Raw genomic sequence first — 25,183 nt, forward strand, 5'->3', positions numbered from 1 at the left:
AACGGGATACTTCACCATAATTTAAACCTGGGTGTTCTTAATATGAGTGCAATGAGCATGAGGCCTGCAATGAAGGGTATCTCAAGGCCAAGGAAGAGGCAGGCACCTGTCCAGAAACACATTATCAGGTAAAGACTTGATACAGCACCATTACCCATCTCCTGCAGGGAGTCACCGGGCACTGCCAGTGAGATCAGTGCAGCCCCCAGACCTGAGAGAATCCAGCCCGCGAAGTTCTGTAGTGGAACCCCATAGAAGATCCCCGGATTCACCCACACCCAGAATTTGAGGGCAACTGCAGCCGGGTCAATAACCACGTCGGTTAATGCAGCAATAAGGGCCGCCAGGATCAGAAATTTAACCCTGCCCTCAACACACTCCTTTGCAAGGTAGGCGGATCCAAGGAACAGGGGTAGCCACGCGAATGGAACCGTGAAGGGGGTGTAGCCTAGTATCTTCAGGCCGATCATATCACCGTAGTAGAACTCAGAGTAGGGAAAACCGGTTATTATGGCAAGGGTTTCAATCGAAATTGCATAGATGCCAAGAACGAGTATCAGTAAAAAGCCACGGGACCCGAGGCTCCTTATGGTTGATATGAATGATGGAACAGCCATTGAAATTATGAATATAACTGATACGATCCAGTAACCCTCTATTCTCATGCCGGTAACAGGGTATGAGCTCAGAGCAAGTATGATACCCGTCAGCAGTATCATCAGGGAGGTCCTTCCGGCTTTATCAGACATACTGAACACCTTTGCGGATCATTCATACTCCAGATCTCCAGCCGTACACATCAGGCCTTCTGTTTCTCAGGAGGGGAAGCTTCCTCCGGATCCTCTCCACGGCTTCCAGGTCAATATCTGCTGTGATCACAGAGGGGGATGCATCGGCCTCACAGACGACAGAGCCCCAGGGATCAGCGATCATAGAGTGGCCATAGGCAACATAGGACGCTGAGGGGTTCCTTGCAGGTGATGCAGCAACACAGTAGCACTGGTTATCCAGGGCCCTTGACCTTACAAGGAGCCTCCAGTGGGCCGGTCCGGTTGTCATATTGAATGCCCCCGGGAATATAAGGACCTCTGCACCCCCTAGGGCCATCATCCTTGAAAGTTCAGGGAAACGCATATCATAGCATATCCCCACACCCATAACGCACTGGGGAGTTTCTATAACGGTCACGGAGTCGCCTGCAATCAGGCTATCTGATTCCCTGAAGCTTATCTCTCCGGGAACATTGATGTCGAAGAGGTGGACCTTGCGATGCTTCCCGATGATGTTCCCACCATCGTCCATCACAAAGGAGGTGTTGTAGATGCCTTCAGGTGTTTCCTCGGGGATGGAACCTGCGACCAGGTGGATCCCCAGTTCCCTGGCAATTGACCTCATGGTTCTTATGGAGTATCCATTCTCATCCTCTGCATACTCTGAAAAAAGGTTTACATCGTAGGGGCATGTGAACATCTCAGGAAGCACAATGAGCCGGGCGCCTCTCTCAGCGGCCTCCACAATCATCTCAACGGCAGTACCAACATTCTTCTCTTTATCTTCGGTTACCTGCATCTGGCATATTCCAAGCCTCATAGAGACACTTCCATAAATTCAGGTGAAGGAAACATTTTCCAGGAGGATCTTAAGACCGATGAGGATGAGGATCAGGCCTCCAAGGGCCTCAAGACGGTTTTCAAATATGTGGCCCACCCTCTCGCCTATGTAGCTACCGGCAAGTGATAGTATGAATGTGATGAGACCTATGACAATTACCGGGAGCCATATGGATATGTCAAGGAGGGCGAAGCTCACACCCACTGCGAAGGCATCGATGCTGGTTGCAATTGAGAGTACAAGGAGTTCACGGTAACTGAAAATGAATTCTTCCTCCTCCATGATCAGGCTTTCATAGATCATTTTAAGGCCTATTATGAGGAGCAAAATGAATGCTGCCCAGGGTGCAAGGGCTGATACGAGCCTCTGGATTTCAAGACCAGACACCCATCCAAGAACTGGCATGGCAGCCTGGAAGGTTCCGAAGGATAGTGCGGATATCAGGGCGTAGTTTGTCTCTGATTCATGGAGTGCAAGGCCCCGGCTCACAGATATGCTGAAGGCGTCCATTGCAAGGCCAACTCCTATGAGCACCATTGATAGAAGATCCATTATTATCCTCTCTTACTTTAATAATCATACCTTCTTTCTTACCCTATTTAAACCCACCACCCCCGGGAAAACCTTTATATATAAGGACTTTTAATAACTTAATTTAACTAAAAATTCAGTAACCTGAAAAAAGTTCCAGAACATTTAAAATAAACTTAAAAACCAATTAAAAGTTAGAAAAATGATCGAATCAAAATATACTAACAAGGGATCTGATTTTAGTGAAACAGAACTTGAAGAGCAGGAAATAATGGATGCCTACTCAGAGGCTGTTATGGGTGCAGCCGATAGAGTGAGCCCCTCCGTTGTAAGGGTAACAACGGTGGCCCGATCAAAAAACAGGACCGTGGGTGGAGGTTCAGGTCTCATATACACTGAATACGGGCATATAATCACAAACAGTCATGTTGTCCACGGATCAGAGAGAATTGAAGTAACACTGAACACAGGGGAAGAGTACCGGGCAACTGTTGTTGGTGATGACCCCCACACAGACATCTCGGTCCTGAAAATCGAACCTCAGCATGAACTCAGAACACCTGAATTTGCAGACTCCAGCAGGGTGAGGGTGGGACAGCTTGCCCTGGCAATAGGCAACCCCTTCGGGTTCCAGTTCACAGTAACAGCAGGAGTTGTGAGTGCAACCGGCAGATCCCTGCGGACCATGACAGGGAGGCTCGTGGATGGGGTTATACAGACAGATGCAGCACTAAACCCTGGAAAATCAGGCGGACCACTGGTTGATTTTCGCGGAAGGGTCCTGGGGATAAACACGGCCCTTATAAGACCTGCTCAGGGGCTTTGCTTTGCAATACCATCAAATACAGTCAGGGAAGTCGCAGATAAACTTATAGAGGATGGTAAAATAAGAAGGGCCCACCTGGGAGTGGCCTGCCAGAACATGGTGCTGAAGCCAGAAACAGTTGAGAAACTGAAACTGAATTCGGATAGGGGAGTTATGGTTGCATCACTCTCAGATGGTCCGGCAGGAGATGCTGGAGTCATGCGTGGTGATATCATAATAGCCCTCGACGGCGAAGCAGTTGAAACAGTCGATGACCTTCACAGAATCCTCAATGAGGAAAGGATCGGTATGGAATGTGATCTGGATGTCATAAGGGGGTCTGAGATCTTTAAAATCTCTGTGAAACCATCAGAACTGGAATAAGCCCATCTAAAGTTTTATTAAGAGGGGGTGCCAGACTAATTCTGGAGACCCCATTGGCAGTGGTTTGAATGAATACAACTGAAAAGCTGGATAAAATCGACACATCACTCAGAAATGTGGGATACATACCGAGCAGGGACATCATCATAACCCTTTTTCTCTCATCGGAACTGAAAAAACCTGTTCTCGTGGAGGGCCCGCCCGGGACCGGTAAAACACTTCTAGCTAAAAAAACTGCAGAGGCACTGGGAAGAGAGTTCTTCAGGATACAGTGCTATGAGGGCATAACCTTCGAGCAGATAGTCGGAGAATGGAACTACCAGAAACAGCTTCTGAGCCTTGAAAAGTCACGAATCCATGGATCCGATGAAGACGTCTTCAGGGAGGATTACTTCATAAAAAGACCACTCCTATCGGCATTCATCAACGAGAAACCCTCACTGCTCCTGATAGATGAGATAGACAAGGCAGATGAGGAGGTCGAGAGTTTCCTCCTCCAGGCCCTCGGTGAGAAGCAGATAACGGTCAATGACCTTGGAACCTTTGACCTGCGAAATGATATAATGGTTTTCCTCACCTCCAACTCCCAGAGGAACCTCCTCGACGAGACAAGGGACAGGTGCCTTTACATCCACATTGATTACCCTGACCCTGAACGTGAGATGGAGATCGTGAGGGCTCACGTTCCATCAGCACCTGAGGGCCTCATCAGGGAAACTGTAATGCTCATAAACAGGATAAGGGGGCTGGGAATCATCAAGAAACCCTCCATAAGGGCCACCGTGGACTGGATCAGGACCATCATGGCCCTTGGAAAGGATAGCCTGGACTCCGATACTCTTAAGGAAACCCTTGGAGTTGTTATAAAGAACAGGGCGGATGAAGCAAAGGTCCTTGATCTTGTGGAATCGGTTGAGGGGAAAGATGAAGAGGATCATTCATCTATCAAACATATTAAGGGATAGGGGGGTCCCGGTAAGCATAAGGGGCACCATGGACGCATCTGAGGCCTATCGAATATTTAAGGGGAGGCCTGAACTCAGGGATGCCCTCTTCTCGGTTTACGTTAAGGACCCAAGACACGCAGGCGCATTCATGGAGGCCTACGAGGAGATCTTCGGAGTTCCAGCGAAAAATGAATCAGAGGAATCAGGAGAAGGCGAGGGACTACATCACCTAAGGTCATCAGAAAATTTTTCAGGCAATTCAGAGGCGGAAATGGGAATTGATGAGCTTTCACAGCTCAAACCCGAAATTGAGGAGTTAACTGACCCTTCAATGGATGTGGCCGCAGTCATGGACAGGGACATGTCCACCCTCAATTCATTCGACCCGGAGATATTTGAGCTATGCCGCAGACTTGGAATAAAAATTGCCAACAGAAGATCAAGGAGGCTACGCCAGTCCAGGAGGATGAAGCCGGATATAAGGCGGAGCATAAGGAAGAACATTAAACATGGGGGCACAGTGCTTGAACTTATACGCTCAGAACCGAGGGAGAGGAAGAGCCAGCACATATTCCTCAGTGATGTGAGCGGGTCTTGTGACTGGATAAGCAACTGGTTCTTCTGCATAATCTACGCAGCCCAGCGCACATTCTACCGTTCACGATTCTTTGACTTCGACAGCCGAATAGTTGAGACAACCCACCTGCTGGATGAGGACGACCTCTACGATGCCTTCAGGAATCTCAGGGAGTCAAGAATCAGGAATTTAATGATCCACGGAACATCCAATATGTACACAGCATTCAGGGATTTTATTGAAGGCGTAACCTTCACAGGAAAATCATACATAGTTATCCTCTCAGACTGCAGGGACTGGGCCGGTCCAAGGAGGGATGGTATCCCTGAGAGCGTTGAACTGGTAGCTGAGATGTCAGAGAGGGCCCGGAAGGTTCTGATACTTAACCCTGAACCTGAAAAGAAGTGGGACGTCGTGGATAGCTGTGTTTCACTTTACCGGGATGCCGGGGCAAGCGTGATGGAGGTCAGGACACTCAGACAGCTTGCAGAGGTTATAGAAGGGCTTTAAAGGAAATTATCCAGTGTAACGCCCCTGTTTGATCTCAGCTCCCGTGGGGGTTCGATCTCCCTGAACTCAAGGCCCTCCTCCTCCAGCATCTCCATGGCATCATGGGTTATGGATGGAGCCACGAGAACACCACGCACACCCACCCTATCCTCCCTGAACTCATCAACATACCTTTTAAGCTGTTTAACTGCACTCACTCCGGCCTTCCTGCTTTTAAGCTCAATTATCATGAGGGAACCATTCTCATCCTTTCCCAGTATGTCAATGAAGCCTGAAGTGACGGCATACTCCCTTGCAACGGGCCGGAAACCCTTCTCAATGAGGTGGGGGTGCATGATTATCATATCACCCATATCGTTCTCATGACCTGCAACCATGAGATCATGGACGTCCCTTGCAAGGTAATATGATACAAGGTGGGCCTCATGGATTTCGACCTCAAGGCGCTCTTCAGGGTCCCTCCGGATACTCTCGAGGTAGAGGCTGCCCCTCTTGATATAGGCACGTGACCTTGATTTGGGTGGCTGCCAGTTAACAGGATCCACCTTACGGTCCTGGTGCACCATGAAGGTCCCATCGGGTTTTATGACGATCAGCCTTTCACCGGCATCAAGCCTGCTCCTTGCACGACCCTCATAGGATGCACTGCAGCAGGCGAGTATCACCACAAGGGCCCTCTTCCTTATACCATCCTCTATTAAACGGTAGGCCTCCTTTATCGACGGATTTTCAGATACCTTGCACTTCATGCAGTTCACATTCAGCGTTTATTGAAAAGTTCAGTCAGTTAACTGTAACTGGTACTCAGTGATCGCAGATCACCGGGCAACTAAATCTACCCTGTCAGTGTAAATATTAATATCGACCCTGATATAAACTATAGTCTGTCTGAGAGATTTTATGTCTACCTTACGAACTGTGAGCTGGAGAAAGTTGTGTGTCCATGATAAAGGAGTTTTTCATAGGAACCGAGATATCGCCTGCATATTACGGGGAGCTACTTGATTTCATCTACCGTTACTACCTCATCCCCGGAGAATTCACTGACATCAGAAAAGAGGCCCTCAAAATAGCTTTCAGGGCTTTAAGGAAGGATGGGGTGATATACGGGGAGCTTATTGGAGGCGGGGACTTTAAACTGATCCTGGATTACCCCCGGAATCTTGAGGAATGGGCCCACTCAATATACGCGGATATATTCACATCCATCCAGGTCTTTGAGGATGTCCTCCGGCAGCACACAATATACTTTGCCTGGGTGGAGGGGGAGGATATAATCCCTGAAAAACCCCCCACGAGGAGGGGAATGGCGTCCAGGGGGATATTCGGAAGCAGCATGCTCCTTGTCTATGTACTGTTCTTCGGGGTGAACATAATCCTCTTCGTAATCCTTGGCTTCTATGCTGTTATCGCAATTCTCCTCATGCAGCTTGGAATAATCCTCCTCTCTGACAGGATATACGCGAGGATGGGGGAGTGGGTTCTCACAAAGGATAATCCCAGCGTACACATAGTCCAGTTCCAGCTTCCAGAGGATGAATTCAGGTTCTTTATAAAGACAATGGGAGAAGATGCGGTTGTCAGGATAAAAAGGGAGATCTATGATGCTTCACTTGCAAATAAAAGGCCCCCCACCTGTGATGACGCCCGGAGTGTCCTGGAGAGGCATGGATTCAGATGCAATCCCCTTTATGAGAGGTCAAGGACGGTGAACCTCTACAGAATAGTTGAAAGAGCCGCATCAGCCTTTGGGATACCGGTACCGAAGGTGGTGCTTGCAAATACCATGATAGCAAACGCTGCAGCAACTGGTCCAGGTCCAGGGAGGGGGCTGGTGCTTGTAACCACTGGCCTGGTTGTTCAGCTCACCGATGATGAGATCCTTGCAGTCATAGGACATGAGATGGGGCACCTGGTTGGACGGGACCCGATCATACTCTTCAGCATAGTCTCAGCTGAGTTCATACTGAGGCTCACAGTGCTCCTTCCCGTGGTTATCATTTCACCCATACTCTACATAATCGTTGCAATGGGCGTAATATTCTTCGTGGCAAAGTTCTTTGAGGCCAGGGCCGACCTGCTATCTGCAATGACCCTCGGTAAACCTGAGGTACTGGCCAGGGCCCTCAGGAAGATAGGTTACCAGAAACTTGCCCTGGAGAAAAGGGGATCACAGAGGATAACGGGCTGGACAGCATGGGATCCTCATCCACCCATATATTTCAGGATAAACCGTCTCGAAAACCTCCGGGATTACAGGAACATTAAGAGCCCACTTCTTCAATCTGCAGGGGATGTTATAAGGGGCCTGAAGGAGGCCATTCTCCACATGTTCTCCTGATCCCGGATACTGGACGTCCTTGAGGGGGGCTTCAGATTATCCTTGAGAGAATGCATTCAACGTCTTCAAGTTTTATCCCCTCAGGTCCAGGGATTCCATACCTCCTGCATTTGTACTCCACTGATTCACGGTTCACGATGCATTCAAAGGGGTCACTGCACTCATCATGGCTGTAGCTATCCTTTTTTCCGATTAAATCTTCGAGTTCAACTATGGCCTCCCTGATGAGATCCTCTGCATCCATTTCAAGGAGCCTGTCAAGGAAGTCGTTCTCCATGGACCTATCCTTCCCGAAAAATTTTTCAAAGGATCTCCGCTGCTGCATACCCTTGTAGATTATTATGAGTTTGTCCTGAAGTTCCAGTGCATCAATCCTTCTCATGTAATCATCCCGCATGATCCATCATCAGGTATTTTTAGCAACAAACCGCGGCTCATTCTCCTCACAACCATCAGCTGCTCCATCCATCACCAACTATTTTTAGCAATAGCCCCATATTAATATTGGACTTCAGTTTTTAGGGTGACATCATGTACAGGCTTGAACTGGATAGAACGATGTGCATATCATGCGGAAACTGCATTGACAGCTGCCCGGATCTATTTGAATTTGCAGATGATGGAATTTCATCCATTAAAGGTGTTGAAATTTCTGATATCCAGGCACTTGAACTTGAGGATCCATCCTGCAGTGAAAAGGCTGCAGGTAACTGCCCGGTAATGTGCATAAAGCTTTACAGGGATGGAGAGGAGGTTCTGTAACAATGAGACGGGAGGCAAATTGATGGAGGAGATTCCAGCATCCTATTTCAAAATCGAAGAATTCCAGTTTGAATCAGGAGAAAAAATCCAGGAGGCTCCCGTTGAGTACAGAACAACAGGGAAACCATCCCTTGATGATATGGGAGTAATAGATAATGCTGTTATATACATACATGGCTGGAGCGGGGACTGTTCATCAGTCAGGAGGATAGCTGCCCTTACAGAGCCGGGAGGGGCCCTTGAGAACTTCTTCGTAATCTCTATAAGCTCCCTTGGATCACCGGGATCAGCATCACCATCCACAACAGCGATGGGAAAGGATTTCCCGGAATACACCATCCTCGACATGGTCAACTTCCAGAGGCAGTTCTTAGATGAAAAATTCGGGATAAGAAAGGTTAGGGGAGTTATAGGCACATCCATGGGCGGTTTCCAGGCCCTTCAGTGGGCTGCGGAGTACCCTGATGAAATGGAGTTCCTCATACCCCTTGTGACATCATGGCAGGTGCGCGGTATAAACTATGCACTCTTCAGCTACATGAACCACCTCATCGAGGGGGACCCGGAATTCAGGGCAGGCACGAGGCCTGAGAGGGCACTTTCGCTGGCCTCAATGCTCATGTACCTCCACGGACTTTCAAGGGAATACTACCAGGGCCTCGAAAATGCTGAACTGGAGTCCTCAATGATGGATATGGGTTCTGAGGGGGCCCTCATGGACCCCTATGACGTTATCTGGAGAAACAGGGCCGCCATGAAACATGACCTCAGCGGGAAACTGGAGAGTATCAGGGCCCGCACCCTCATATTCGGGGTGAACCAGGACCGCTACTTCCCACCTGAACTTGATACAATCCCGATGGCTCAACTAATACCGAAAGCAGAACTTGTCCTATTCGATTCAGAGTGCGGACACCTCGGGGTGAATGAGATAGGAAAATACAATGAGATCATAGTGTCCTTTATTGGTGGTGATTGAGGAGCTACTGAGCTGATCTCAGGATCAGTGGGCATGGTGTTCTGTGGGGCTTATTGATGATGATCTCAATCTACATAAATGATGGGTGGTGTTTTATTTGAAGGTTAAGGTTGAAGATTTTGGCTTCAGGGAAGATATGGGTCTGAACTATGTACGTTACAGGGTCTCGGGTCTTGATGAGGAGCTCACTGAGAAGCTGATTGAGAGGCTGGATGAGGACACTGAAAGGGATGACGGGGACCTCATCATAACAGTGTTCTATGAAAGGGAGTACTTCCCCTTTGGGTCTGAGGAGTCAAAGGTTAAAATGGCGGACTTCATCGCAAGGGAGGAGATCGAGATGATGGTCTTCCTTTCAAGCGTCCTTGAGGACTGATAGGCATAAAAGCGAATTCAGGGGCCCTGCTCCTGATGAACTGGATCATGCTGGAAAGGTGGAGGATGGTTCTTGTAACTGTTGATGAACTCAAAAAATCCCCTGAAGGATGGGAACTCAGACTTAAACTTATGATCCCTGATGAAATCAGGGAGAAAGCTATTGATACACTTGCAGATAAATTCAGGGACTACTCCTTCTTCGCCGGTCCCCGGGGAGTGGATGTTCTTGTCTCCTTCAGAATAACTGAGCCATGGGAGGATGAAACGGTTCATGAGGTGGTTGAAACAATAGTGGCTGAACTCTCATTATTTATAGATAAGATGGAGGGATATGGTGGTCTTTGAGGAATACGACTTTGGGGAGTATCTCTATGAAAGGGACCACTGGATTGTTTTCCTGGCACCCAACCAGAGCAACCTTGGCACATGTGTTGTTGCCCTCAAGAGGAATGAGAAATTCCTTGGGAACCTCAGGAAGGATGAGTGGGAGGAAATGCTTCGCATAATCTCTGAAATTGAGAATGCTGTGAAGAAGGAATTCGGGGCAACCATGTTCAACTGGGGGGTCCTCCTCAACTCATTCTACCGGCAGAACACCCCACCACCCCATCTGCACTGGCACTTCATACCAAGGTACAGGGAGGAGGTCACAGTCAACGGTGAAACCTTTGATGACCCCTTCTTTGGTTACATGAGGCCCCGTCCACCAAAGAGGATATCAAGGGAAACCTTCCTTGAAATAGGTAGGAGGATACTCAGATGGATAAAGGTATGAGTGCTCTGAAGGTCTGAGGGGACCCTTTCAGGAAATTAAAGGGCCGGATTACAGTCGAGCTATACGCTCCCTGAACTCCTTCCTGTGCCTCTTCTCCTCATCAACAATGTGCCTTAAAACACCGACAACCTCATCATCGTCTATTATTTTAATCTGCCTCTCATACTCTTCAATGCCCTCTGTTTCCTTCTCGATCTGCCTCTCAAGGCCCTCCTTTATATCTTCACCAACGTACTCCACTTCACCAAGCTCCATGGATGGCCTACCTCCCCTCTTTGTTATGAGATCAGCCAGCCACCACATGTGCCTCATCTCATCGACTGCAATGGCCTCGGTCAGGCGGCTTATATCGCAGTCCTCGATGACAAAGGAATTGTAGGTGTACATCATGGTGGCCTCGAGTTCATGCCTGAAATCAATGTTGAGGAGTTCCAGTATTTCTTCTGTGTCCACGAGAATCACCCATATGATTTATGGTTTTTTTAGTTATTTATCAGTTATCCCATGCGTCTCTATCAAGGACATCCCTACTGAAGACTCAGGTAAAGCATCAGGGGTCTTCCGAAGTCCTATGAGCTCATTTTTTGAATTTTTAAAAGGTAATCTATAAAAAAAGGGAGGTGATTAAAGTCTTCTGGCGGATGTTAAGCCTCCAAGAACCAGAAGAATGGATACTATGATCCCTGCTACCGGTGAACCGGTTCTCTCCATCCCCACAACGGTGGTAGTGTTTGTTCTGTTAGCAGGACCTGGAGATCCCCGAATAGTTACAGTGGTTTGAACGAGCTGGTAGTCTCTGGCGGTTACTGTGGCAGTACCGGGACCTTCATCAGCCCTTAAAACCGTAATGGCCATACCATTGGTCCAGGGGACTGTTATAGATTTACTGCCCAGGTTCCCCAGGCTGGTTGTGAAGGTCACCCGTGGGCCGCTGAAGAAGAGGGCGGCATCTGCACTGTGATCACCGCCAGCCACATCATGGTAGACACTGGCGGTAATGGTTGAGGTTCCACCAGTGTTTATGGTGGAGGGACTTGCATCGATCTTCAGAACCAGCCATGGATAGTATTTTAGGGTTCCATTGCCAGGGAAGAATTTAGCGGTATCAGGACTGTTGGTACCATACCAGTTGTAGGAGGCGGTGGTGTTACTGTTTTCCAGCTGATGAAAGAGTCTGTCCAGATCGTCCCGTATGGGCTTCAGGATGGGTTCCAGTTCCGGATGCTCTTTAATGGCATCATCAAGTGGTTTAAGCATTTCATCGATGCTGGGCCCGAAGTTGGAAAATAGAAAGTTCTGGATATAATATTCATAATTGGCGATACGGTTGTAGTTTATGGTCCCGTTAGGTGAGCAGATCACTATACCTATCCCTGCGCCATCCCCTTCTATGTTGTTACCGGTGACCCTTGTTGTGTTAAAGCCTGCAGCCACCATGGAAACGTCACGGGTTCCATTTACTCCATTTACCATGTTATGGATCATTTCAAGATGTGCCAGGGCAACACCCACAATACCTGCAGCCACACCAGGGGAGGTGATATCTGAAGCAATGTTATTTTTCAGGGTTGCATTGTTTAGGAGGCCCAGGCCTAACATGGCTACGGATGCACTGGCTTTGCTGATACCGGATACAAGGTTACCTTCCATTTTAAGGTCCCCGATGGCAACGATAACCATTCCAACTGCCTGTTGCCCCGCCACTATGGATGATATTATATTTTTGGATATTTCAACGGTTCCATTTCCCACTATGGCGGCTTCAAGCGCATAGACAGAACTGTTGGCAGAACCCTGTAAATTTAAGATCCTGTTACCTGATATGATGGCATTAACGCTGTCACTGACTATTTCCATTCCCATAATGGCACTGAAGGCAGTTACACCGTCAATGATGTTCCCGGTAACCACTAAACTGGCCACACTGGCCAGCTCGGGGTTTCCACCGGCACCCTTGCTTTTTCCAAGCTGGAATCCGAATACGGCGCCATTAGAAGTGCTTATATTTGACAGGGTGTTCCCGCTTAGATTAAAACTGTCTAAAGTCCCGTTGGTGGAAACAGTAACCCCACAGATGGTTCCCTCACCATTCATGTTTAATATGCGGTTTCCGGAAACCGTGAAGAAACCCTGGGAAATGTTAGCAAATATACCATTCTCATAGGGACCAGAAATAACGTTATTTAAGATTGTGGTGTTGCATCCTGAAACAGCAATCCCTGTTTTACCACCATTAATCCTGTTATTTTCAATTTTACAGTTATCTGCACTTATATTAACCCCGACACCATGGGGAGGACTGTTTATTATGAACCCCCTTATTGTGCTTCCGCTGCCATCACCGGTCCCATCGTTTACCAGGGTGAATGCTGTGTTAGCAGGGTTTATTTCCACATCATCGCCGTTATTAGCCTGTATTATGAGTTTCTTGTTCACGGTAACATCCTCATGATAGGTTCCACCGTGTACATTGATAACGTCACCCTCCAGGGTACTGGAATTATCAATTGCTGCCTGGATCGAGGTGTAGATCTGACCTGACCCCACATCCCACTGGGTTGCCGATGCATTACCTGCACAGAAAAGACAAATAGCAACCAGAAAAAGACCTCTATAAAATTTAGAACAGGTTTTCTTCAAATTCTCCACCTTCTCTGTATAAAATTATGTCAATGGGTTACATTTAATGCTTTGCACTGTATACTGTCTCTCTTTCTTTGAAGTGTTCTGAGAGGATCTTCAGGGGGGGGGCAGTAGCGGTGATTATATATTCTGTTCTGAGGATATCTTTTACAGGAGGAATGTTCTGTGGCATCTAAGGTTTACTTTGCAGACCTGAGGGCGAGGTCTGCTGATGAGAATAAGGGGAGTAAGATAGGGAAACTCTTTGAGAGGGTATGTGCCAATCTTTTCTCAGAGGATGATGTGGTGGCTGTGAAGGTCCACTTTGGGGAAAGGGGGAATGATTCCTTTGTAAGTCCAGTGATTTTAAGGCATATTGTCGATAAGGTCAAGGATAGCGCCGGGAAGGTTTTTCTGACCGATACAAATACACTGTATTATGGTTCCAGGCATAATTCAGTTGATCACCTTGTTACCGCAGTACTGAACGGTTTTGACTATGCGGTTGTCGGTGCTCCTCTTATAATCGCGGACGGACTCCATGGGGGGAATGAGAGGCTCGTGGAGGTGAATCAGAAGCATTTTGATACTGTGAAGATAGCGGGTGACATCCATGACTCCTCAGGGATGGTTGTGGTGTCCCATTTTAAGGGTCACGGGATGAGTGGTTTTGGAGGGGCCCTTAAAAACCTTGCAATGGGATGCGCAACACTCCATGGGAAACTGGAACAGCATGAGTGCGCAAAACCGGTTATAACAGGGGATTGTAACCTTTGCGGTGTCTGTGTGGAGGACTGTCCTGTGGAGGCCATCACTCTCACTGAAGATGGCGTTAAGATAGAATATGATGAGTGCATAGCCTGTATGAACTGTATGGACAGCTGTCCAAATGAGGTTTATGATCTTAACTGGGAGGATGATGTGCCAGCATTCATTGAGAGGATGATGGAATATTCACTTGGTGCCATTAAAGGTAAGGAGGGTAAGGTTGCATACTTCAATTTCCTTACGAACATAACACCTGACTGTGATTGCGTGCCCTGGAGTGATTATCCAATCGTACCGGATATAGGGATACTGGCCTCCAATGATCCTGTTGCAATAGATGCTGCAAGTTATGATCTTGTGAACCAGCAGGTGGGCTTCAGGGGGTCCATCCTTGAGAAGAATTTTGAGGAGGGGGCTGATAAGTTCAGGGGTGTCTGGAGTGAGGTTGATTCAGGGTACCAGCTGGTTTATGCCGAGGAGATCGGCCTTGGATCACGAAAGTACCATCTTGTGAGGGTATGATCATTATTCTGATACCCTGATCATCCTTTCAACAGCCCTCCTGGCCCTCCTGGCGATTTCATCAGGGACTGTAACAACAAATTCCTCGTTTATCAGGGAATTTTTAACCTTCTCTAGGGTATGGAGTTTCATGTTCTCACATATGGCCTCTTCAAGGAGGGGTATGGTCTTCTTGTCTGATTCAAGGCTGATGCGGGTCGTCATGTCAACCTCTGTCCCGATTATGAAACTCTCAGCGTCCGATTCAAGGACCCTGCGGAGCATTCCTCCGGTGCTCAGAATGTGGTCTGCAAGTTCCTGGACCTCGGGGTCACATTCGGGGTGTATGAGGAGCTCAGCTTCAGGATACTTCTCCTTTGCAGCCATCACATCGCCGGCCGTGAACATCTTGTGGACGTAGCAGTGCCCCTCCTCTGGGATGGGTATTATGGTTTTGTCTGTATGCTCCTGGACGTACCATGCCAGGTTCCTGTCGGGTCCAAAGAGAACCAGGTCTTCATCAAGGCTTTCAACAACCCTGACGGCATTTGCTGATGTGCACAGGATATCAGCCTCGGCCTTCGCCTCTGCGAGGGTGTTAACGTAGAGAACAACGGCGGCATCAGGATACCTCTTCCTAGCCATTCTCACATCCTCTGCACTGAGCATGTGTGCCATGGGACACTCAGCACCCCTGTCAGGTATCAGGATCTTCTTATCAGGATTCAGTATGTAGGCTGTCTCGGCCATGAAGTCCACTCCACAGAAGACGACAATGTCCTTTCCCTCTATCCTTGATGCCTCAATGCAGAGCTCAAGAGAATCCCCTTTAAAATCTGCAATCTCCTGTATCTCTCTGCTCTGGTAATTGTGTGCGAGTATAATTGCATTTTTTTCCTTCTTTAACCTTAGAATGTCCCTTTGCAGCTGATTTAACATAAGCGTCCCTACTGAGAGTTATCATGAGTAAAAATTAAGAATCAATGCATTTATTAATAGGATTTAATCTTTTATAAAGGTTTCCATGGAGACCTTTGGGTCTAGGTGAGTTTCAGTCGGCATTCCCATGTTTTATAAAGGTTTTTCTTGGTTCTGTGACCGGAATCATTCCTCCCAGATCTTCCTCAGCTCTGGGTGAATTGTCCCGGTTATTCCAAGTTCATCCATGGCAGCTCTGTAGGCCCTGTGGATCCTGCTGAACTCTGGTCGTATCATCCCCCTGAATGCATCGTACCCCATAACGCGACCATAATTTTCTGTTATGGATGTTATTATCCTCTCGAAGTCTTCCTTAATCTTCTCGATGCTGTGACCTGAGCCTTCAATATTCTCTCTCAGCCTTCTGAAGTCGAGGGATGCGCTTCCAAGGACTTTCACGTCTCTGAGTGTTTCAGGGCATTCAATGTATGGGAGGGACTTTCTGAGCATCCCACCAGCCGGGGCAACCCCCATTATCTTGCTGGCCCCGATTGACATTGCAAGGAGTACGTGCTCGTAGATGGTGAGGGCGGTTTCAATCCGCCCCTCAGGGTCGCCGGGGACCTCAAGGGGCCTCAGTTCAGGTAGTGAGAGTGGAGGTTTGACCTCAGGTATTCCTGGTGATTCCATGGGTTCACGGTCACCCTCATCAGGCACTGAATCACCTGCAGGGGCCCTGGCGGCCATTCCAGCTTCATCATCCATGACCTCAGATTCAGTGGAATCTGCAGGAACATCAGATTCTATCAAAAGCGTTTCAGATACATTTGAGTCCTTAACCTCGCTGATTTCGGACTTTCCTCTAACATCAGTGTATTCTGGTCCTGTAACTGTAGCTTCATCCCTATCAGGGGCAATGGCCGTCTTCAGGGAAGCCAGTTCACTGGCCATATCAGGTTCTGATAGCCTCCTCATGGTCTTCCTTGCAAGGAGAATAATCCTCCCGAGATTGGATCTCCTGTCAGCCAGTACAAGTAGCTGGTGGCTGTCGTTCAGGAGCACCATCTTCCCGCCAGGGAACTCCATCACGGCGGACCTGTATTCCCCCTGCCCTGCCAGGTTTATGAGTTTACCCGAGGCATCAGCCATGACCTGGGCCATTGATCCCAGGTCCCTGCTGAATGATCCGGCACCGTAGATGATCCGGCCTGAGCTTTCGGTTATGATAACCCCCTCGACACCATCAATTTCCAGGATTTCGCCCACTATCTCTTCAATTATTCTAAAACCCCCGTTTTAGATGTTCTCCTTCTTTAAAAGTTTGCAGTGTGTTATCCACGCAGCCTTCTTCTGGCCGGGGGGATAACATGTTATGAGCATCAGCCTTGCATCCCCGCTCTGGGAAAACCTCACAGGGTTTGTTCTGTAGTCCCACCTTATATCATCACCATTGGATGTCACGGTGTATATGTAGCGTATGGAGGATGATGCATCCTCTATGATTACCCTGTCACCCTTCCTCAGCGCTCCGATCTTCCTGAAGGGTCCTGAGTAGGTTGTCCTGTGTCCGAGGATTCCGCACTCCCCACCAGATCCTGGCATAACGCTTTCAGGATAGTGGTATACTGATTCATAGGCATTTACGGTGTCCTCCCTTATCCAGCACTTCACCCCTATACTGGGTATGATGAGCCTTCCAATGACAGGGCCACTGGAGCCGGCGCTGCTGCTGGGTACAGGGTCAAATAGCTCCCTGGGAGCATTCCTGTAATTCTCAAGGTGAGCCCTTGATCTTTCAAGGGCCTTGTAGTCCTCGAATCCCTTTATTATGATACCTGAACTTAGCATGATGAAAAAAAGGCATATTAGGGGTGCGTAGAGTCCTGTTTTCTTCATTTATGACCCTTCTCTGTATTTCCTCAGGATTTTTTTCACATGGCCGGCAATGACGGACCTGTATTTTGTCACCCTGTCAGGGTCAGGAATCCAGGCAGTTACCTTGGCGCTGATGCCTGTATCAGTGAATTCCAGTATGATCAGTCCGGGTTCAGGGTCCTTCAGTATCCCGGGAACCCTCATGAGGACGTCCTTCACATCGGATTCAAATTTCTCCAGGTCCATGTCATAGTCAAGGTTGACCCTCAGTTCAACCCTCCTCCGGTCTTCAGCAGTGTAATTTACGTAGGCTGTTTTTGAGAAGGTGGAGTTTGGAACCGTCACCATTCCGGCCTCTGGAGTTTCTATCGTCGTTGTTCTGAATCCAACCTTCCTGACCCTGCCCCGCTGGCCGGCAACTTCGATGGTGTCACCCACCCGGAAACTTTTATCTGCAAGGATGAACATCCCGGATATGAAGTTGGATATGATGTCCCTTGATGCAAAACCCACTGAAACACCTGCTATTCCCAGGCTAACGGTTATTGCAGTTATGTCAATGCCGAGTTCCCTGAGGACTATGCTTGCTGCGATGAAATAAACACTGTACTTTATTATGTCATTGATGACCTGTATGAGTGTGAGGTCCAGTTCCCATTTTCTGGCGGATTTCCTCAGGAAGTAGGACGTCCACTTAACAAGGAGGACGGCTACCATCACAGTTACAATTATTATTAGAATGGTCTCAACTGTCAGGAGAGGAGTCATAAGCCTTCACCTCCACTGTCATAAGGTCATCAGCAACATCAGTCACTGGGAATACCTGGCGGGCAGCTTCCAGAATAACCTCGGTGCGCTTGTACCGTGTGCTGAGGTGTGTGAGGATCAGTCTCTTCACCCCTGCGGATCTGGCAACCTCTGCAGCTTCCCTGGCGGTGGAGTGCCCGCTTTCAGCGGCCTTGTCCTCACTACCCGCCTCCAGTGTTGATTCGTGTATAAGGAGTTCCGCACCCTCTGCCAGTTTTATAACAGATTCACAGGGGCGGGTGTCCCCTGAGTAACATACCTTCACACCCTTCCTGGGGCTTCCAAGAACCTCCTCAGGCATTATGATTCTGTCACCGACCCTTACAGGTATGCCTCTGTGCAGTTTCCCGAAGGCCGGGCCCGGCTTGAGCCCCAGTGCAATGGCCTTTTCTCTGAGGAACCGGGGCCTCTTCTTCTCCTCGAAGCAGTATGCGAGGTTGAATACTGAGTGGGAGGCAGGGGCTGAGGTGACACGGTAGTCATCCTCTTCAACAACTGTGCCGCCCCTCACCTCATGGACGTTGATATCGAAGTCGAGGGTGAAGTAGCCCATCTTCATTATGCACTCATGCAGCTCATGGATCCCTGGGGGGCCATAGATATCCAGTGGTTCTTCACGACCCCTGAAACCCATGGACTGTATCATCCCGGGTATTCCGAGTATGTGGTCCCCGTGGAGGTGTGTTATGAATATCCTTGTAACCTTCATGGGACTGATCCCTGCAAGGGCCATCTGCCTCTGGGTTCCCTCACCGCAGTCAAAGAGAAATATTTCACCGGGTATGCGGAGGGCTATGGAGGTGTGGTTCCTGTTTTTCGATGGGACCGCTGATGATGTGCCAAGGAATGTCACTTCCATCATATCACTCTTTCATAAATGCTCTTCTTTTGCAGATCTCCCTTCTGGACATAAGATTTATAATTCTTCCATTTATATTAATTTAGGGGATCTTTATGATGGATATTATCAGGGAGATGATCAGGGCCGATGTGGGATTTGAGGATATAACAACCGAGGCACTCATTGACAGGGGAACCAGGGTTGTGGCGGATATCGTTTCCAGGGAAGAGGGAGTTGTTGCAGGTGTTGAGGTTGCCGAGATGATGGCCCGGGAGTTCTCCATATCCATCATCAGATGGAAGGATGATGGTGACCCCTTAAGCGGCGGTGAACGGGTCTTAACCCTTGAGGGGGATGCCATGGATATCCTTATGGTTGAGAGGACCATGCTGAACCTCATGATGAAGATGAGCGGTATAGCAACCCTGACAAGGAGCATGCTTCAGAGGGCGAGGGCGGTAAATGAGGGCATAAGGATAGCGGCCACAAGGAAAACCACTCCAGGTCTTCAGTGGTTTGAGAAACAGGCTGTTAGGATCGGTGGTGGCGACACCCACCGCTTCAGGCTTGATGACTGTGCAATGATCAAGGACAATCACATCGCCATTGTGGGCAACATTGAGGATGCGGTGAGGCGTGTGAGGGATCATGTGAGTTTCACAAAGAAGGTTGAGGTTGAGGTTGAGAGTCCTGATGATGCAGTCCGGGCGGCTGAGGCCGGAGCTGATATAGTACTCCTTGATAACATGTCACCTGAGACAATCCGAAATACCCTGGAGGAACTTGAAAGGCGCGGGCTCCGGGATAATGTCATAGTGGAGGCATCAGGGGGCATCAAACCGGATAATATTGAACTTTATGCTTCTACCGGCGTTGAAGTGATATCCATGGGTTTCATAACAGCTTCAGCTCATCCAGTTGACCTCAGCCTTGAAATAAGGGGACTAAAATGAGTTTTAATTCTGGTGATTGGAACCCTCAATCTACTTAATGGGATACCTTCCACTTAACATTATAATTGATGGTTTCTTCAATTATATGGAATACATTTATATACCTTGACATAGATATAGTCCCATGGAGGTTGAAATTATGGAAAATGAAGAGTTTCAGAATAATAATGCTGATGTCACTGAAACTGAAGAGGAAACTGAAGAATTACCCTTTGCAAAGGCAGAGGTTGTCAGACTGATGAAACAGCACCTTGACAGTGATAAGATGATACGTGAGAGAGTCAAGGTTGAGATGAACAAGTTCCTCGGTGAGATCCTTGAAAAGGTCTGCACCCAGCTGAACCAGTACCCCTATGCAACAGTGGAATATGAAATGCTTAAGGAGTGCATATATCCCTACAAGAACATTGAAAGGATCAACCAGGAGAAGGAACGCCTCCTGGCCCACCTTGAGGCAATAAAGGCGGACTGTGATTCCATGGCCATGGATATCCAGCGCACACTTAAACTCAGGGACGTGGATGAGGATTAATCCTCATCATCATTCCCTTCTGATTCAAAAACAAGGAATCCCGTTTTCAGAGACCTTATTTCATCCTCTGAAAGTTTTTCCTTCAGGGCCCGGGGGTGACCCACAAAGCTCTGGCCGAAGGGGTCCTCTATTATCACTGTAACTTTTCTGACACCTTCACGAACTTCATGGAGCATTTCCAGAATCTTTGAGGCCTTTTTCTTTGATTCATCATCCTCAAACAGGTTCAGGGCGGTTTTAAGCGCGGCTTCAAATCTTTCAACAACGCCCTCTATGTTGGAGATGTAACCCGCTGACCTGGGACCTGGCTCGACCTTGAGTCCAAGTTCAGGTATCCTTATGGTTGCTGATTGTGACTTAACGACCCTTGCGTTGAGTGTATCCGCCCCTGCCTCGATGATGTACCTTGAGGGTTCCTTCTGTTCGAGGCATATGATGTCGGTGCTCCTGTAGTTGCACCTTTCACAGATTAGTACTGACTCCATTATCTCTCCAAAGTAGGGAATCTTTTCAACCCTTGTTACTGCAGTCATGCACCGTTCTCCACCGCAGACCGGACAGTCAATTTTCATATCCTGCTGATTCACACTGTCACCCCTTGATGTTACTGGATTTACTTTCAGTCCCCATCCTCATCATGGTAGACCAGTCCACTCTCTTCCAGTTCCCTGAGTATTTCCTGAAGAGTTTCGGGATCTGGAGCACATATTCTGTGGCTGTGAACATTATTCGAGAGTGTGTAGAGCCTTTCAAGATCTCTTTTCCTCTTGGGACTCTCATTTAATCTTTTAACAAATCTTTCAGCTTCAGCTGGATCATATACGTTCACTTCACGTTTGAGGGGCTGCGAGAACCCGGGTATCGGGTAGGAGACATCAACAATCCTGCCACCATGTCTCTTTATTATTATGTCAATCACATCACCCAGCCGTTCAACCGGGTGCTGGAGGGTCACCTCGGTGCAGTTCTCCCTTATGAAGGAGAGCATCCTCCTGATTGTACAGTTTATATCATCATTGTTGATAACCGGGACACCATGTTCCCTTGCATTCCTGACAAGGTAATCATGGATTACGCGGTTCTCCCGGAAGTATTCAAGGTGTTTACCACCTCTCTTAATCTCCATGGCCCTCTTGACGAAGCGTTCCTTATGAACATTCTCCTCGGCCGCCAGAACAAAAAAATGAATTGAAGCGTTTTCGCTGAACTTTTCCGTGTTTATGAGTCCGGGGAGGAGGTGGACGCCCTCTATAACAACGTCATCAGAATCTGTAACAGCCCTTTCTATGACCTTCTCAATGGCGGGAATTACGAAAGAGGCATGGTCCTCAAAGCCAGCGCATATCAGTGACTCAATACTATTTCCCTGAAAGAGCTCCTTGTCCCTGAGTGCTGTGTAGGCATCAAAGGATGATCTGTGAAGTGTAGGCGCATAATCTGGCCCGATGATACCCCTGACTATCTCCCTTATAAAATCTGTTTCTATGAGGTGCTTTATGCTCAGTTCCCTTGCAAGTTCAGATGCCACCGTGGACTTCCCTATACCTGAGGCACTTCCAATGAGTATAACGTAGGGCTTTCTCAATTTATACTCCCCAAAACTAAAATAAAAATTATGTCAGGAGGTCCTTCACGCGTTCAGCGCTTCTCCTCATCTCTATACGTATAAGTCCCAGATTTATATCAACATCAGTTATGAGTACAAGTATTCCCTCCCCTGCATCTATCATGAGAGTTTTACCCCTGGTACCCTCAATCATGACCTGTTCAAGGGGCTCGTGCTTTATCTCCTCAGCTGACCTCTCGGCGGTACCGAACACTGCTGAAGCCATTGCAGCAACCAGTTCCCCATCGATATCAGATGGCACCTCACTCTCAATTACCAGACCATCCTTACCAACAACAAGGGAACCGTTTACCCCATTGATCCTACCTAAATCTTTAAGTATTCTTGCTATCATACTATGCCTCCATAAACAGAGTATTCCACCTAAAATATATAGGCTTTAAGCATTTATTAATTAAATGGGTATGACTAACTAATTAACAGTTTCTATTTGATTCCAGCAAGTATTAAAGGAGTGATTATTTGCACACATTATCTTCTGTGGAGGAACTCAGGGAGCTGAATCCATTCATAGTAATAGGCTGTGGCGGCGGCGGAGAAAAATTCGCAAACTTTGCGGGTGTTGAGGCGGTAGGATTTGTGGATGACGACCCCAGGAAACATGGAACTGAATTTTGCGGGTTTAAGGTGTCATCAAGCCTTCTTGACCTTATAAAGGAGACAGACGCCCGTAGCGTTGCCATCATGCTCCCCATAGGTGCCGAGGGCACAGCCCTCAAGTACGCTGTCCAGGCAATAAATGAGGGCAAAAACGTTGTCACCTCCTTCAGATCACTCCCCCTATCAGAGAACACTTCACTCATTAAATTCGCTGAAAGGATGAATGTGACCATAAAGGAGATAAGCCCCAGGCTCGATAACATCCGGAGGATATTTGGAGTAGCCCCTTCACGCTGCACCGAGATGCTCCCCAAGATAAATTACAGGCATAAGGCACCGCTTGTATTTGTTGGTGGAACCTCACAGGAGTGCGGTAAGCGTACAACCACAAGGCTGCTGGGAAAGGAGGCCATTGAGAGGGGCCTTGAGGTTGGCGTGATATCAACCGATGAAATGGGTCTGGAACAGCCAGTGGACATAAACTTCCGTGCAGGCAGTCTTTCGGTGATGGATGTTGCAGCGGCCATCATGGGGTCAGTCAAGTACCTTGAGGAGGAAAAGAACCCTGACATCATATTCATAGAGGGGCAGTCCAGTCTGACTGAAAGGGGTAACCCCCATCCCAGGGGCTTATCAGCTTCGATACTCATAGGTTCAATGCCAGATGCCACAGTGCTCTGTCACAGACCAAACCATCCCTACAGAAAACCTCGAGGAATAAAAGAGGAGATAAGGGCCATAGAGGCACTCGAGCCAACTAAGGTTATAGGCATTTCCTTAAATTTAAGAAACATTAGTGACAGATCAATAATGGAGGAATATGAAAAACGTTTCGGGCTTCCTGTTGTCGATGTTAAAAATGGGGGGGCATCAAGATTGATGGACGTCATCATGGAATACATAGGGGAGATTTAGTTGAGGGACATTCTGGAAATGCTGAAAAAAAGTGTCGGACTGGACGAGGAAGTAAGGGAATCCGAGGAGACAGAGACGATAATAGTGCCGGAACATTCATTCTATGAGATAATCCTACTCAGGGCAGGATCCCTGGGGGATGTGGAGGACGCACTTTCCCAGGTTATCGAGGAGAAAAATCCGGTTATACTTGACTTAACCGAAATTCAGAGGGATAATCCTGAAGACTTCACAGCCGTCGGTGAACGCATAAAGGATCTGAGGGAGAACCACGGAGCTGAGGCTATACTGATCTGCAATAAGGAGAAGAATGTTGTTATAATAACTCCAAGGGAAATCAAACTCATCAGGAAGGGGTAGTGAACGTAATGGAGCTTCCAATCACCAAACCATCAAAGATATCCTACGGTGATGAAATAGACTTCACGGAACTTCTTGAAAGACTCGCCAGGGATGAATACAACGGCTTCATAAGGGTTACGCATGCATCGGATGAGGGTTACATCCTTTTCAGGGACGGATCACATGTCGCAGCATCCTACGGACGTTTCATGAAGGGGGAAGCTCTTGATAGGATAATGGAGGTGGCTGATAAAACAGACACCCTAATAGAACTGTTTGATCTTAAAAGGTCACAGCTGGACTATCTCATGGATATAAACAAGATCTATAGAATCGAGGAGACTGCGGCTGAGATAACTGAAATGCCCGAGGTTGAGGAGGAGTCCTACTTCAACCCCAAGGAGGCAAGCTACAGGCAGCCAGTAACTCCCCGGGAACCTGTAACTGAAAATGAGGAAGATGTTAAGGTCAGTGAAGCGGCTCCTGATTCAACAGGAGATGTTTCTGGCGAGGCTGATCAGGGAGTGACTTCAGGTATGGATGTGGCGGTTGAGGGTGATGAAGGAACATCTGAATTAACAGATGATAGTTCTGAGGAGACCTCTCAGGAGGAAGCAGCGGTAACAGAATATACTGAAGTTCCACAGGCTTCTGAAGTCTCTTCCACTGAGGTCACCGTCCAGGAATCTGAAGATGAGTCTGAAGAGACCCGGAAACCCCTCAGCAGGGATGAACTCATGAAAAAATATGGTCTCAAGGATATCGGTGAAGAAGAGGTTGAAAGGGTTCTTGAGACATACAAAGGGGGTGCAATTACAGATATAGACCCTGAGAGGGTTGAACTCACCCTGATGAATAAGATAAAGATGTCAATACTTGGAATACCCAAAATAAAGGGTGCTGAGGTCATAGTATTCCTTGACAATGCCTATGACCTCAGTGGGAAGATAAAGATAATGGTTGAACATGAGGGTAAGGGACTGTTCTCTAGGATAATGGGGGACTCCAAGGAGGAGGACAAACTCAAGTTCCACATAATGGACATCGTCGAGATGGAGCTCAGGAAGACCTTCAGGGATTTCCCTGAGATTGTGGATAACTTTGAGGTGAGTATTGAGATACGCTGATCAGATAAGGTCAACTGTTGCCCGGATCGGATATCCTGTCCAGAACTAACAATATTTTTATACCGGACTTACATGTCTTTAAAGTAGGGTAATTAAAAAGGCGACGTGTGTAACAATATTTATATCGGAATGACTGATTATTATCTGGAGGTATT

30 protein-coding genes are annotated in these 25,183 nt (G+C 47.9%); 15 read left to right on the forward strand and 15 right to left on the reverse strand.

Annotated elements, in window-relative coordinates; genetic code table 11:
* Nucleotides 1–11: 11 nt before the first annotated feature.
* The 3 genes from cruF to MTH_RS08680 are packed head-to-tail and all read right to left on the reverse strand — an operon-like array spanning nucleotide 12 to nucleotide 2,163.
* Nucleotides 12–749 carry a bisanhydrobacterioruberin hydratase CruF gene (gene cruF / locus MTH_RS08670; RefSeq protein WP_048061144.1) on the reverse strand — a complete coding sequence of 246 codons (738 nt, stop codon included), beginning with the start codon at nucleotides 747–749 and terminating at the stop codon, nucleotides 12–14.
* A 22-nt stretch (nucleotides 750–771) separates the two neighbouring features.
* A complete protein-coding gene (locus tag MTH_RS08675) occupies nucleotides 772–1,590 on the reverse strand; it encodes a carbon-nitrogen hydrolase family protein (protein WP_010877413.1) in 819 nt (272 codons plus the stop codon).
* Nucleotides 1,591–1,608: 18 nt separating this feature from the next.
* The gene (locus MTH_RS08680; RefSeq protein ID WP_010877414.1) at nucleotides 1,609–2,163 is read right to left on the reverse strand and encodes a manganese efflux pump MntP; all 555 of its coding nucleotides are present in this window, start codon (nucleotides 2,161–2,163) and stop codon (nucleotides 1,609–1,611) included.
* Between the two features lie 181 nt (nucleotides 2,164–2,344).
* Between MTH_RS08680 and MTH_RS08685 the strand changes: the two genes are divergently transcribed.
* From MTH_RS08685 to MTH_RS08695, 3 genes are all read left to right on the forward strand, one after another.
* Nucleotides 2,345–3,331, forward strand: a complete 987-nt coding sequence (locus tag MTH_RS08685; protein ID WP_010877415.1) for a S1C family serine protease — start codon at nucleotides 2,345–2,347, stop codon at nucleotides 3,329–3,331.
* A 68-nt stretch (nucleotides 3,332–3,399) separates the two neighbouring features.
* Nucleotides 3,400–4,296: an AAA family ATPase gene (locus MTH_RS08690; protein ID WP_010877416.1), complete on the forward strand. Its 897-nt coding sequence runs from the start codon at nucleotides 3,400–3,402 to the stop codon at nucleotides 4,294–4,296.
* Nucleotides 4,256–5,365: a vWA domain-containing protein gene (locus MTH_RS08695; protein ID WP_048061331.1), complete on the forward strand. Its 1,110-nt coding sequence runs from the start codon at nucleotides 4,256–4,258 to the stop codon at nucleotides 5,363–5,365. The genes MTH_RS08690 and MTH_RS08695 overlap by 41 nt, the downstream gene beginning before the upstream one ends.
* Here the strand turns inward: MTH_RS08695 and nucS are convergent.
* A complete protein-coding gene (nucS, locus tag MTH_RS08700) occupies nucleotides 5,362–6,114 on the reverse strand; it encodes an endonuclease NucS (protein ID WP_048061145.1) in 753 nt (250 codons plus the stop codon). The two genes, MTH_RS08695 and nucS, sit on opposite strands and share 4 nt — an antisense overlap.
* A 194-nt stretch (nucleotides 6,115–6,308) precedes the next feature.
* Here nucS and MTH_RS08705 point away from each other — a divergent pair, with 194 nt between their 5' ends.
* Complete coding sequence (locus MTH_RS08705) at nucleotides 6,309–7,706, forward strand: M48 family metallopeptidase (protein WP_048061146.1); 1,398 nt, start codon at nucleotides 6,309–6,311, stop codon at nucleotides 7,704–7,706.
* A gap of 31 nt (nucleotides 7,707–7,737) precedes the next feature.
* Here MTH_RS08705 and MTH_RS08710 read toward each other — a convergent pair whose 3' ends face one another.
* Nucleotides 7,738–8,088 (reverse strand): hypothetical protein, encoded by a 351-nt coding sequence (locus tag MTH_RS08710; protein WP_143485797.1) that lies wholly within the window; start codon nucleotides 8,086–8,088, stop codon nucleotides 7,738–7,740.
* A 149-nt stretch (nucleotides 8,089–8,237) separates the two neighbouring features.
* On the opposite strand from MTH_RS08710, the gene MTH_RS08715 reads away from it, so the two are divergent.
* From MTH_RS08715 to MTH_RS08735, 5 genes are all read left to right on the forward strand, one after another.
* Nucleotides 8,238–8,468: a ferredoxin gene (locus tag MTH_RS08715; protein ID WP_010877421.1), complete on the forward strand. Its 231-nt coding sequence runs from the start codon at nucleotides 8,238–8,240 to the stop codon at nucleotides 8,466–8,468.
* Between the two features lie 22 nt (nucleotides 8,469–8,490).
* Nucleotides 8,491–9,447, forward strand: a complete 957-nt coding sequence (locus MTH_RS08720) for an alpha/beta fold hydrolase (protein WP_048061332.1) — start codon at nucleotides 8,491–8,493, stop codon at nucleotides 9,445–9,447.
* A 97-nt stretch (nucleotides 9,448–9,544) separates the two neighbouring features.
* Nucleotides 9,545–9,823 (forward strand): DUF5750 family protein, encoded by a 279-nt coding sequence (locus MTH_RS08725; RefSeq protein WP_048061147.1) that lies wholly within the window; start codon nucleotides 9,545–9,547, stop codon nucleotides 9,821–9,823.
* Nucleotides 9,824–9,858: 35 nt separating this feature from the next.
* Nucleotides 9,859–10,170 carry a hypothetical protein gene (locus tag MTH_RS08730; protein ID WP_010877424.1) on the forward strand — a complete coding sequence of 104 codons (312 nt, stop codon included), beginning with the start codon at nucleotides 9,859–9,861 and terminating at the stop codon, nucleotides 10,168–10,170.
* Nucleotides 10,157–10,600: an HIT family protein gene (locus MTH_RS08735; RefSeq protein ID WP_048061149.1), complete on the forward strand. Its 444-nt coding sequence runs from the start codon at nucleotides 10,157–10,159 to the stop codon at nucleotides 10,598–10,600. Before MTH_RS08730 ends, MTH_RS08735 begins: the two co-directional genes overlap by 14 nt.
* A 48-nt stretch (nucleotides 10,601–10,648) precedes the next feature.
* On the opposite strand, the gene MTH_RS08740 is transcribed toward MTH_RS08735, so the two are convergent.
* Complete coding sequence (locus MTH_RS08740) at nucleotides 10,649–11,053, reverse strand: ferritin-like domain-containing protein (RefSeq protein WP_048061150.1); 405 nt, start codon at nucleotides 11,051–11,053, stop codon at nucleotides 10,649–10,651.
* A 171-nt stretch (nucleotides 11,054–11,224) separates the two neighbouring features.
* A complete protein-coding gene (locus MTH_RS08745; protein ID WP_010877427.1) occupies nucleotides 11,225–13,249 on the reverse strand; it encodes a right-handed parallel beta-helix repeat-containing protein in 2,025 nt (674 codons plus the stop codon).
* Between the two features lie 159 nt (nucleotides 13,250–13,408).
* Here MTH_RS08745 and MTH_RS08750 point away from each other — a divergent pair, with 159 nt between their 5' ends.
* Nucleotides 13,409–14,512 carry a DUF362 domain-containing protein gene (locus MTH_RS08750; RefSeq protein ID WP_010877428.1) on the forward strand — a complete coding sequence of 368 codons (1,104 nt, stop codon included), beginning with the start codon at nucleotides 13,409–13,411 and terminating at the stop codon, nucleotides 14,510–14,512.
* A 3-nt stretch (nucleotides 14,513–14,515) separates the two neighbouring features.
* On the opposite strand, the gene nadA is transcribed toward MTH_RS08750, so the two are convergent.
* The 5 genes from nadA to rnz form a co-directional block, all read right to left on the reverse strand.
* On the reverse strand, nucleotides 14,516–15,430 hold the full coding sequence (gene nadA / locus MTH_RS08755; protein ID WP_010877429.1) for a quinolinate synthase: 915 nt from the start codon (nucleotides 15,428–15,430) through the stop codon (nucleotides 14,516–14,518).
* Between the two features lie 165 nt (nucleotides 15,431–15,595).
* Nucleotides 15,596–16,675, reverse strand: a complete 1,080-nt coding sequence (locus MTH_RS08760) for a roadblock/LC7 domain-containing protein (protein WP_010877430.1) — start codon at nucleotides 16,673–16,675, stop codon at nucleotides 15,596–15,598.
* Between the two features lie 30 nt (nucleotides 16,676–16,705).
* Nucleotides 16,706–17,305 (reverse strand): class E sortase, encoded by a 600-nt coding sequence (locus tag MTH_RS08765; protein WP_010877431.1) that lies wholly within the window; start codon nucleotides 17,303–17,305, stop codon nucleotides 16,706–16,708.
* Nucleotides 17,306–18,052 carry a mechanosensitive ion channel family protein gene (locus MTH_RS08770; RefSeq protein WP_010877432.1) on the reverse strand — a complete coding sequence of 249 codons (747 nt, stop codon included), beginning with the start codon at nucleotides 18,050–18,052 and terminating at the stop codon, nucleotides 17,306–17,308.
* Nucleotides 18,030–18,950, reverse strand: a complete 921-nt coding sequence (gene rnz, locus MTH_RS08775; protein ID WP_048061333.1) for a ribonuclease Z — start codon at nucleotides 18,948–18,950, stop codon at nucleotides 18,030–18,032. The genes MTH_RS08770 and rnz overlap by 23 nt, the downstream gene beginning before the upstream one ends.
* 95 nt (nucleotides 18,951–19,045) lie before the next feature.
* Between rnz and nadC the strand changes: the two genes are divergently transcribed.
* Both nadC and MTH_RS08785 read left to right on the forward strand, forming a co-directional pair.
* On the forward strand, nucleotides 19,046–19,885 hold the full coding sequence (nadC, locus tag MTH_RS08780; RefSeq protein ID WP_010877434.1) for a carboxylating nicotinate-nucleotide diphosphorylase: 840 nt from the start codon (nucleotides 19,046–19,048) through the stop codon (nucleotides 19,883–19,885).
* 139 nt (nucleotides 19,886–20,024) lie between these two features.
* Nucleotides 20,025–20,417, forward strand: coding sequence for a hypothetical protein (locus MTH_RS08785; protein ID WP_048061151.1), 393 nt, complete (start codon nucleotides 20,025–20,027; stop codon nucleotides 20,415–20,417).
* On the opposite strand, the gene MTH_RS08790 is transcribed toward MTH_RS08785, so the two are convergent.
* Genes MTH_RS08790 through MTH_RS08800 form a run of 3 tightly spaced genes read right to left on the reverse strand, consistent with a single transcriptional unit; the run spans nucleotide 20,414 to nucleotide 22,378 of the window.
* Nucleotides 20,414–21,004 (reverse strand): ZPR1 zinc finger domain-containing protein, encoded by a 591-nt coding sequence (locus MTH_RS08790; protein ID WP_010877436.1) that lies wholly within the window; start codon nucleotides 21,002–21,004, stop codon nucleotides 20,414–20,416. The two genes, MTH_RS08785 and MTH_RS08790, sit on opposite strands and share 4 nt — an antisense overlap.
* 32 nt (nucleotides 21,005–21,036) lie before the next feature.
* Nucleotides 21,037–22,002 carry a 3H domain-containing protein gene (locus MTH_RS08795; RefSeq protein WP_010877437.1) on the reverse strand — a complete coding sequence of 322 codons (966 nt, stop codon included), beginning with the start codon at nucleotides 22,000–22,002 and terminating at the stop codon, nucleotides 21,037–21,039.
* A gap of 28 nt (nucleotides 22,003–22,030) precedes the next feature.
* Nucleotides 22,031–22,378: a roadblock/LC7 domain-containing protein gene (locus MTH_RS08800; protein ID WP_010877438.1), complete on the reverse strand. Its 348-nt coding sequence runs from the start codon at nucleotides 22,376–22,378 to the stop codon at nucleotides 22,031–22,033.
* Nucleotides 22,379–22,506: 128 nt separating this feature from the next.
* On the opposite strand from MTH_RS08800, the gene MTH_RS08805 reads away from it, so the two are divergent.
* From MTH_RS08805 to MTH_RS08815, 3 genes are read left to right on the forward strand one after another with little or no spacing between them, the layout of a single operon-like run.
* Nucleotides 22,507–23,559 (forward strand): DUF1611 domain-containing protein, encoded by a 1,053-nt coding sequence (locus MTH_RS08805; protein ID WP_010877439.1) that lies wholly within the window; start codon nucleotides 22,507–22,509, stop codon nucleotides 23,557–23,559.
* Complete coding sequence (gene sepF, locus MTH_RS08810) at nucleotides 23,560–23,919, forward strand: cell division protein SepF (RefSeq protein ID WP_010877440.1); 360 nt, start codon at nucleotides 23,560–23,562, stop codon at nucleotides 23,917–23,919.
* 8 nt (nucleotides 23,920–23,927) lie between these two features.
* On the forward strand, nucleotides 23,928–25,028 hold the full coding sequence (locus MTH_RS08815; RefSeq protein WP_048061152.1) for a DUF2226 domain-containing protein: 1,101 nt from the start codon (nucleotides 23,928–23,930) through the stop codon (nucleotides 25,026–25,028).
* The last annotated feature ends 155 nt before the right edge of the window (nucleotides 25,029–25,183 follow it).

It is taken from the genome of Methanothermobacter thermautotrophicus str. Delta H, assembly GCF_000008645.1.
In the GTDB taxonomy this organism is placed as follows: domain Archaea; phylum Methanobacteriota; class Methanobacteria; order Methanobacteriales; family Methanothermobacteraceae; genus Methanothermobacter; species Methanothermobacter thermautotrophicus.

Bases quoted from the DNA above. Each gene is read 5' to 3' on its own strand.
- MTH_RS08730 (WP_010877424.1), top strand. From the start codon at position 9,859: ATGAACTGGATCATGCTGGAAAGGTGGAGGATGGTTCTTGTAACTGTT.
- cruF (WP_048061144.1), bottom strand. From the start codon at position 749: ATGTCTGATAAAGCCGGAAGGACCTCCCTGATGATACTGCTGACGGGT.
- MTH_RS08690 (WP_010877416.1), top strand. From the start codon at position 3,400: ATGAATACAACTGAAAAGCTGGATAAAATCGACACATCACTCAGAAAT.
- MTH_RS08705 (WP_048061146.1), top strand. From the start codon at position 6,309: ATGATAAAGGAGTTTTTCATAGGAACCGAGATATCGCCTGCATATTAC.
- nadA (WP_010877429.1), bottom strand. From the start codon at position 15,430: ATGTTAAATCAGCTGCAAAGGGACATTCTAAGGTTAAAGAAGGAAAAA.
- MTH_RS08710 (WP_143485797.1), bottom strand. From the start codon at position 8,088: ATGAGAAGGATTGATGCACTGGAACTTCAGGACAAACTCATAATAATC.
- MTH_RS08735 (WP_048061149.1), top strand. From the start codon at position 10,157: ATGGTGGTCTTTGAGGAATACGACTTTGGGGAGTATCTCTATGAAAGG.
- MTH_RS08785 (WP_048061151.1), top strand. From the start codon at position 20,025: ATGGAAAATGAAGAGTTTCAGAATAATAATGCTGATGTCACTGAAACT.
- MTH_RS08685 (WP_010877415.1), top strand. From the start codon at position 2,345: ATGATCGAATCAAAATATACTAACAAGGGATCTGATTTTAGTGAAACA.
- MTH_RS08720 (WP_048061332.1), top strand. From the start codon at position 8,491: ATGGAGGAGATTCCAGCATCCTATTTCAAAATCGAAGAATTCCAGTTT.
- MTH_RS08800 (WP_010877438.1), bottom strand. From the start codon at position 22,378: ATGATAGCAAGAATACTTAAAGATTTAGGTAGGATCAATGGGGTAAAC.
- MTH_RS08765 (WP_010877431.1), bottom strand. From the start codon at position 17,305: ATGAAGAAAACAGGACTCTACGCACCCCTAATATGCCTTTTTTTCATC.
- MTH_RS08675 (WP_010877413.1), bottom strand. From the start codon at position 1,590: ATGAGGCTTGGAATATGCCAGATGCAGGTAACCGAAGATAAAGAGAAG.
- MTH_RS08770 (WP_010877432.1), bottom strand. From the start codon at position 18,052: ATGACTCCTCTCCTGACAGTTGAGACCATTCTAATAATAATTGTAACT.
- MTH_RS08815 (WP_048061152.1), top strand. From the start codon at position 23,928: ATGGAGCTTCCAATCACCAAACCATCAAAGATATCCTACGGTGATGAA.
- nadC (WP_010877434.1), top strand. From the start codon at position 19,046: ATGATGGATATTATCAGGGAGATGATCAGGGCCGATGTGGGATTTGAG.
- MTH_RS08680 (WP_010877414.1), bottom strand. From the start codon at position 2,163: ATGGATCTTCTATCAATGGTGCTCATAGGAGTTGGCCTTGCAATGGAC.
- MTH_RS08715 (WP_010877421.1), top strand. From the start codon at position 8,238: ATGTACAGGCTTGAACTGGATAGAACGATGTGCATATCATGCGGAAAC.
- MTH_RS08695 (WP_048061331.1), top strand. From the start codon at position 4,256: ATGAAGAGGATCATTCATCTATCAAACATATTAAGGGATAGGGGGGTC.
- nucS (WP_048061145.1), bottom strand. From the start codon at position 6,114: ATGAAGTGCAAGGTATCTGAAAATCCGTCGATAAAGGAGGCCTACCGT.
- rnz (WP_048061333.1), bottom strand. From the start codon at position 18,950: ATGGAAGTGACATTCCTTGGCACATCATCAGCGGTCCCATCGAAAAAC.